A 4,337-nucleotide genomic window follows, 5' to 3' on the forward strand; every position below is an offset into this window, starting at 1 on the left:
TTCGCTGGGCTTAAAGACCAGCGTGTTACCCGCCAGCAGCGCCGGAACGATATGACCGTTCGGCAGATGCCCGGGAAAGTTATAAGGGCCGAAAACCGCCAGCACACCGTGCGGACGGTGACGCAGTGACGCTGCACCGTCCGCCATCTCGGTATGGCTCTCTCCGGTACGGCTGTGATAAGACTTGATGGAGATGGCGATTTTATTGATCATCGCCACCACTTCCGTTGCCGCTTCCCAGCGCGGTTTGCCGGTTTCACGAGCAATCGTTTCAGCGAGCGACGTTTTATTCACTTCCAGCAGCCCGGCAAAAGCCTCGACTATCCTCTGACGTTCCCACAGCGGCAGACGAGCCCAGGCGGGAAAGGCCGAGCGTGCCGCCGCGACCGACATCGCCACCTGGACGGAATCCGCATCGTTACCCTGCCACACCGTCTCTGCGGTTACCGGGTTTACGCTCTGACGCACCGCGCCATGGCCTTTCAGCCACTGTCCGTTAATCCATAGGCTCATTATTTTTTCTCCTCAGGGCACAGGCGTACCAGGCGAACGGCATCGCCCGGGTGGCAGTTCAGGGCATCGGACTGTTCAGCGTTTAACGTCAGGACATCAGCCTGCGGGTCCGCATGCACCAGCATGGCGCGATAGTGCTGATACTGTTCATTTGCCACTACGCACAGCGGCAGGTCCGTTCCCGCCGGTTCACCCGCGACCACCGTGACCAGGCGGCTTTTGCGCACCGCGCGTACGCGGTCAATATCGCACTCCAGCGTCGGCCCGCCGTCGAAAATGTCGACATAATCACGATAGCGGAAGCCCTCTTTTTCCAGCACGGCACGTGCAGGCGCCGTTTGCGGATGCACCTGACCAATCACTGCCCGCGCCTCTTCGCTAAGAAAATCGGTGTAGATCGGGTGCTTTGGCATCAGTTCGGCGATAAAGGCTTTCTGCCCGGTACCGCAGAGATAATCCGCACGGGCGAACTCCATTGAGAAAAAGCGCTTGCCGAGGCTCTCCCAGAACGGCGAATAGCCGTGGTCGTCGATGACGCCGCGCATCTCCGCCACCACCTTGTGGTTAAAGCGGTCGCGAAAGGCGGCCATAAACAGAAAACGTGAGGATGACAGCAGGTGTCCGTTGCTCTCTTTGCGCCATTCTGGGTCAAGAAACAGTGAGCACAGTTCGCTACTGCCGGTGTGATCGTTGGTCAGAAACAGCGTTGGCAGCGCGTTGTAGACGTTCAGCTCTTTTGACGCATGCACCAACGTGCCAACCCGGTAGTTATACCAGGGATCGTTAATGCCGACGGCCACCTCAATGGCGCAGACCCCCACCACATCACCGCTGCGGGTATCTTCCAGCACGAACACAAAGCCCTGGTCGCCGCGCGGCAGCGTCCCCTGCCAGGTGGCCTGCGAGCGGGCAATGCGTGCTCCGAGCGTCGCTTCATCCTGCGGTAGCGAGGTCAGCCCGCCGCCCGTTTTCCCGGCGAGTTTTAGCAGACCGGACAAGTCACCGGACGTGATTGGACGGATTATCATCATGATGATTCTCCCGCGACAAAACGTTCACAGGCCGCGGCGAAACGGTTCAGACCGAGCGTCACATCCTCTTCATTGACGATGAGCGCAGGGGCAAAACGCACCACGTTGGCGCCAGCAATCAGCACCATCAGCCCCTCTTCGGCGGCCAGCAGGCTAATCTGCTTGGCTTTTCCGGCGTATTCGTCACGCAGCGCGCAGCCAATCAGCAGGCCGATGCCGCGAATCTCGTTGAACAATCCAAACTGGGCATTTATGGCCTGTAAGCGCTCTTTAAACCACTGTTCGCGCTGTTTGACGCCGTTTAACACCGCAGGCGTATTGATGATAGAAAGCACCTCACCCGCGACCGCGCAGGCCAGCGGGTTACCGCCGTAGGTGGTGCCGTGGGTGCCGACGGTCATGACGCTCGCCACCTCTTCACGCGCCAGCAGCGCACCAATCGGGAAGCCGCCGCCCAGCGCTTTCGCAGTGGTGAGCAGATCCGGCGTGATGCCATAGTGCATGTAGGCGTACAGTTCGCCGGTGCGGCCTACGCCGGTCTGTACTTCATCGAAAATCAGCACCGCATGGTGGCGGTCGCACAGCTCGCGCAGTTCACGTAAAAACGCAGGCGTCGCCGGGATCACCCCACCTTCCCCCTGAATAGGCTCGACAATCACCGCGCAGGTGCTGTCATCAATCAGCATGCGCGCAGATTCCAGATCGTTATATATTCCGTGACGCACGTCCGGCGGCAGCGGCGCAAAGTCCTGCGAATAAGCGGGCTGGCCGCCAGCGGTAACGGTAAACAGCGTGCGGCCGTGAAACGCATTTTTGAACGCCACAATGCCGCTTTTATGTGCGCCGAAGCGGTCATGGGCGAATTTACGCGCCGTTTTCAGCGCCGCTTCATTGGCCTCCGCCCCGGAGTTACAAAAGAAAATGCGGTCAGCAAAGGTGGCATCAATCAACTGCTTCGCCAGCCTTAACGCCGGTTCATTGGTATAGCCGTTGCCGGTATGCCAGAATTTCGTCGCCTGCTCGGTCAGGGCGCGGACCATCGCGGGATGCGCGTGTCCCAGGGCATTCACGGCAATCCCGCCCGCAAAATCGATATACCCTTTTCCCTCTTGATCCCACAGCCAGGCCCCCTCACCGCGAACAGGAATAAACGGTGCCGGTGCGTATACCTGCATCATCCACTGATCAAAATACTGACGGCTGATTGACTGAGACATAGCGACCTCGATAAGTAAATAAATGGTTTATTTTATGTTAATAATTTGAGTGCGTTTCACCTTAAATGTAGATTGCACGGTTCGTGCCAGCGAGAGATAAAAATGCATAAACGAGGTTTGACAACGAAATATCAATAAGTTACATCAGTCACTTATTCATACAAAATGCATAAAAAGTGAATATTAGTGACAACAGTCGATGATTGCAGGGTGAAATTAAGAAATATTATGCATCAGCAAAATATCATTCTGGATTTGTGATCAACTGCGAAATTTATCGTAGATTTACGCCTCATTACGGCGCAGATTGCCTCAATCTGGTGCGTTTTTTGCTCGGTAACATGGCAGTAACGATAAAAGAAATTGGTGATACCACCGGCCGGAAGCAGCGAGCCACGTTAAATTCTGCTACTATCCCGTCACAATTCACCAGGTAAAGTGACTCCGACTATGAAATTTGTCTCTTTTAATATCAACGGCCTGCGCGCCCGCCCTCATCAACTGGAAGCCATCGTTGAAAAACATCAACCTGATGTGATTGGCCTGCAGGAGACAAAAGTTCACGACGACATGTTTCCGTTGGAAGACGTGGCTAAACTCGGTTACCACGTTTTCTACCACGGGCAAAAAGGCCACTACGGCGTGGCGCTGCTGACCAAAGCCGAGCCGATTGCGGTACACCGTGGTTTCCCGACCGATGACCCTGAAGCGCAGCGTCGTCTGATCATCGCCGAAGTCCCGTCGCCGTTTGGTAATGTGACGGTGATGAACGGCTATTTCCCGCAGGGAGAGAGCCGTGACCATGAAACTAAATTCCCGGCCAAGACTAAGTTTTATCAGGATTTGCAGGACTATCTGGAAACCCGACTGAGCAAAGAGAACCCGGTGTTGATTATGGGCGACATGAACATCAGCCCGACCGACCTCGATATCGGGATTGGTGAAGACAGCCGTAAACGCTGGCTGCGCACCGGTAAGTGTTCGTTCCTGCCGGAAGAACGCGAGTGGATGCAGCGTCTGCTGGGCTGGGGTCTGGTGGATACGTTCCGTAATGCGAATCCGGAGACTAACGATCGTTTTTCGTGGTTTGACTATCGTTCCAAGGGGTTTGACGATAATCGTGGGCTGCGTATTGATTTGCTGTTGGCGAGCCAACCGCTGGCGGCGCACTGCGTGGAGACGGGGATTGATTATGAGATCCGTGGGATGGAGAAGCCGTCGGATCATGCGCCTGTGTGGGCGACGTTTAAGTAGTCTCGAATTTGCTAGTTTGGCGAAGCTGTTCCGTTCACTTTTCGTTAGGTGGAATATGAAGTTCCATCACCGGTGAACGGGCCAAGGGGGGCGGCCGCGCCCCCCTTCGCAATCCCCGCGGCCCCGCAGGGAAATCGGTGCTTCGCACTGCGCTCGCCTACGACTCCAGCCTGCGGCACGGCGAAACTCGACATCCTGTCTCGGTTCGCCTCAGGACGCCATCCATGGCGTCCTGACCTTGTCTTCCATTCTCCGGCTCGCCGATTTCCAGCGGGGACTCATCGGTTTCAGTGACATTTGTGTTGTTTTTTGCTGTTAACTG

At 56.1% G+C, this 4,337-nt stretch carries 4 protein-coding genes; 1 reads left to right on the forward strand and 3 read right to left on the reverse strand.

Going from position 1 to position 4,337, the window contains the following annotated elements; genetic code table 11:
* From GKAS_RS22810 to GKAS_RS22820, 3 genes are all read right to left on the reverse strand, one after another.
* A partial coding sequence (locus tag GKAS_RS22810; protein ID WP_035897753.1) for an aldehyde dehydrogenase family protein occupies nt 1-513 on the reverse strand: 513 nt, incomplete at its 3' end.
* Nucleotides 513-1,544 carry an arginine N-succinyltransferase gene (gene astA / locus GKAS_RS22815; protein ID WP_035897754.1) on the reverse strand — a complete coding sequence of 344 codons (1,032 nt, stop codon included), beginning with the start codon at nt 1,542-1,544 and terminating at the stop codon, nt 513-515. The genes astA and GKAS_RS22810, both read right to left, overlap by 1 nt.
* A complete protein-coding gene (locus GKAS_RS22820; protein WP_035897755.1) occupies nt 1,541-2,761 on the reverse strand; it encodes an aspartate aminotransferase family protein in 1,221 nt (406 codons plus the stop codon). The genes astA and GKAS_RS22820 overlap by 4 nt, the downstream gene beginning before the upstream one ends.
* Nucleotides 2,762-3,211: 450 nt before the next feature.
* Between GKAS_RS22820 and xthA the strand changes: the two genes are divergently transcribed.
* The gene (gene xthA / locus GKAS_RS22825; RefSeq protein ID WP_035897757.1) at nt 3,212-4,015 is read left to right on the forward strand and encodes an exodeoxyribonuclease III; all 804 of its coding nucleotides are present in this window, start codon (nt 3,212-3,214) and stop codon (nt 4,013-4,015) included.
* Nucleotides 4,016-4,337 lie beyond the last annotated feature (322 nt).

It is taken from the genome of Kluyvera ascorbata ATCC 33433 (assembly GCF_000735365.1).
In the GTDB taxonomy this organism is placed as follows: Bacteria; Pseudomonadota; Gammaproteobacteria; order Enterobacterales; family Enterobacteriaceae; genus Kluyvera; species Kluyvera ascorbata.

Coding starts and splice junctions, on each gene's coding strand:
- GKAS_RS22820 (WP_035897755.1), bottom strand. CDS start 2,761: ATGTCTCAGTCAATCAGCCGTCAGTATTTTGATCAGTGGATGATGCAG.
- astA (WP_035897754.1), bottom strand. CDS start 1,544: ATGATGATAATCCGTCCAATCACGTCCGGTGACTTGTCCGGTCTGCTA.
- xthA (WP_035897757.1), top strand. CDS start 3,212: ATGAAATTTGTCTCTTTTAATATCAACGGCCTGCGCGCCCGCCCTCAT.